Genomic DNA, 3301 nt, shown 5'->3' on the forward strand with positions numbered 1-3301 from the left:
GCGAAGCCTCGCAATGCCCAGGCAAACGCGGGGTAGCCAGGCCAATCCCCAATCCCGACTCCCCGGTCCCCGCCTCACTCCGGCTTGCGCGGATCCAGCGAGATCAGTCGGGTCACGTCCAGCAGGGCGGCGGGCAGGTGCATGCCGCCGGGGGCGGCGAGGTAGCGGGTGCGCCAGGCGGGGGCGAACTTGGACTTGAAGCGGCGCAGGCCGGTGAAGCCGTAGAAGCGTTCGCCGTGGCGCACGATCAGGTTGCCGAAGCGGTTCCAGCGGCCGGCCAGGCGGTGCTGGGCCAGGCCCGACAACGGCGCCATGCCCAGCGAGAAGCGCTTGTAGCCGTTGTCGCGGCCCCACAGGAACAGCTCGATGAACAGGAAGTCCATCGTGCCCTTCGGCGCATCGGCGATGTGCCGCATCAGGTCCACCGACAGCTCGTGGCCGGCCGGGGCCTGCCACAGGTTGGCGAAGGCCACGACCTTGCCCTCGAACTCCACCACCGCGATCGGGAAGCGGCGCAGGTAGGCCGGGTCGAAGCTGCCCAGCGAGAAGCCCTTCTCGGCGCCGGCCTTGTCTTCCAGCCACTGCTGCGAGACCTCGGCCAGCACCGGCATCAGCGCGTCCACCGCGTCGGTCTCGACGATGCGGAAGCTCAGCCCGCTGCGCTTGCCGCGGTTCCAGGCCTGGCGCAGGTCGGCGCGGTCGCGGCCTTCCAGGTGGAAGCCCTCCAGCGACACCATCGCCTCCTCGCCGAGCTTGACCAGGGTCAGGCCCAGGTCCAGGTAGGTCTGCCAGTGCTGCTCGCCGACCTGGTAGAACACCGGGCGCAGGCCCATGCGGTCGGCTTCCTCGCGGAAGCGCCAGATCAGCGCGCGGGCCACTTCCGGCGCGCCGACCGGGTCGCCCATCGCCACCAGCGAGCCGCCGTAGCGCTGCATCATCACGAAGCCGGGGCCATCCTCGGCCTGCAGCAGCGCCTTGTCGCCGGTCAGCACCAGGCAGGCCTGGGTGTCGGTGGCCTCGGCCAGCACCGGCGCCAGCGCGTCCAGTTGCGCACCATCGGCCGGCGGCAACGGCGAGCGGGTGCTGTGCAGCAGCCGCGCCAGCCCGAATACCACCACCGCCACGCTGACCAGCAGCACCGCGCGCAGCGCGCGTGGGGCGTTGGCCGAGGTGGCGAACTCCCACCACAGCTCGTTCTGGTATTCGACGTGGCTGTAGACGAAGAACAGCAGCCAGATCGTGGCGATCAGCACCAGGCCGAGGTTGCGCAGCCACGGCCACGACCAGGCCTCGTCGAGCAGGGCGCCCTCGCGATAGAACTCGCGGCGCGCGCCCCACAGGCCGACCGCCACCACCAGCGAGGACAGCGCCACCGAGACGTGGCCGCCGCGCAGCCAGGCCGGCAGCGGCAGCAGCACGCAGATGCCGATCGCCAGCACCCAGGCGGCATGGCTGCGCCGCTGCAGGCCCTGGCCGATCAGCAGCAGCACCACGCCGCCGAGGCTGGCCAGCAAGTGCGAGGTTTCCATGATCGACAGCGGCGCCATGTCCTGGCGGCGCTTGGGCGTGGGCAGGGTGCCATCGATGACCAGCGCCGCGCCGACCGCGAACACCGCCAGGGCGATGATCTGCGGCAGCCACGGGCGCAGCGTGCGCCAGGCCACGCGCACGCCGCCGGCACTGGCGGCCAGCGGCCGACGCAGGCCGGACAGCGACGCCATCAGCACCGACAGCAGCAGCGGCACCACGTAGTAGGTGATGCGGTAGATCAGCGCCGCCGCCAGCACCGCCGCCGGGGCCACGCCGGGCAGCAGCTTGAGCAGGCTCCACTCGAACACGCCCAGGCCGGCCGGCACAGTCGAGACCAGGCCCGCCACCACCGCGACCAGGTACAGGCCGACGAAGCCGATGTACTCGATGCCCGATTCGTTGGGCAGCAGCACGTAGAACGCGGCACTGGCCAGGCCCAGTTCGACCACGCTCAGCGCGGTCACGCCCAGGGTGGTGCGCCGGTCCGGCAGCCACAGCTCATGGGCGCGCCAGCGCAGGGTGCGGCCGTCGCGGCCGGCCAGCAGCAGCATCGTGGCGAAGCCGACCAGCAACGCGATGCCGATCGCGCGCACCGCAGTCGCGCCGACCGGCAGCGCCAGCGCCGCCGCGGCCGGTTCCAGGGTCAGGGCCAGCGCCAGCAGCAGCCACGCGCCGAACACGAAGCCGAGCGTGCTCATCAGCACCACCTGGCCGATCTCGGCCAGGCTCAGCCCGACCCGGCCGTAGCCGCGCAGGCGCACCGCGCCGCCGGTCAATGCGGCGAAGCCCAGGGTCTGCCCGACCGCATGCGCCAGGAACGCGGTGATGCTGATCCGCATCGGGTGCAGCTTGCGCCCGCTGCGGCGCAGGCCGACGGCATCGAAGCCGATCAGGCAGGCATAGCTGCTCAGGCCCAGCAGCAGGGTCAGCACGATCTGGCTGAGGCTCAGCTGGTTGAAGGCGTGACGGATCGCACTGTAGCCGTGGGTGCTGAACTCCGTGGCCAGCGCGTGCAGCGCCAGGGCCAGGATCGCCAGGCTGGCCAGCACCGGCAGCGCACGGCGCCAGCCGGGCGTGGGTGCGGGAGTGGAGGGCGCGGCGTCGGTCATTGCGGACGGACGGCGGCGAGGCGCGACGGCGCACGTTGCGCGGTGCGCGACGCGGCCGGAGCGGAAGTGCGGGTGAAACGAAGACGGGCCATCGCGATACCGGTTGGATGAAAGCGTGTGACGAACATTGAGAGGGCTGCGACCAAGTGGCTGCGTCGCGGTGGGTGGGGTGTCGGGGCAAGCTGGGTTGCACCGGCCTGCCGCGCATCACCCTGGTGGGATGCCACGCGTCAGGTCCCGACAGCGGTCGCGGTCAGCGGCGCGCAGGCGAGTCCGGTACCGGTGCGCTTGGCGCCCTCCCGGGCCGCACCCCGCAGCGCACACATCGCACCCCTGTCAGCCGTACCGCTCCTCTTGCCGTGCATCCCACGCTCCAGGCTATACCGGCCGTGCCGGCGACGCGCATGATAGTGGAATCGCACGTCGCCACGGCGTCGGGACCGCGGCAGGGGCCGTGGCCGGCGCATGTGGCGACGGTCTGTGTCGGTTCCGGAGCCTGTCGATGCCCTTGTCCGCATCTCCCTTTCCCACGCCGCCGCGCTGGACGCGCCTGGCCGGCGCCGCGGCGCTGCTGCTGGCGCTGCTGTTCCTCGGCGTGGCCATGGCATTGCAGGTCGTGCGCGCCGATCTGCACTGGCAGCAGGCCACGCTCAGCCAGAACC

The 3301-nt window shown here is 71.9% G+C and carries 1 protein-coding gene; it reads right to left on the reverse strand.

What is annotated here, in order from left to right; translation table 11 throughout:
- Nucleotides 1-74 precede the first annotated feature (74 nt).
- Nucleotides 75-2639 (reverse strand): bifunctional lysylphosphatidylglycerol flippase/synthetase MprF, encoded by a 2565-nt coding sequence (gene mprF / locus D180_RS21490; protein ID WP_017914397.1) that lies wholly within the window; start codon nucleotides 2637-2639, stop codon nucleotides 75-77.
- Between the last annotated feature and the right edge of the window lie 662 nt (nucleotides 2640-3301).

The organism is Xanthomonas sp. SHU 166, assembly GCF_000364685.1.
GTDB classification, from domain to species: Bacteria; Pseudomonadota; Gammaproteobacteria; order Xanthomonadales; family Xanthomonadaceae; genus Xanthomonas_A; species Xanthomonas_A sontii.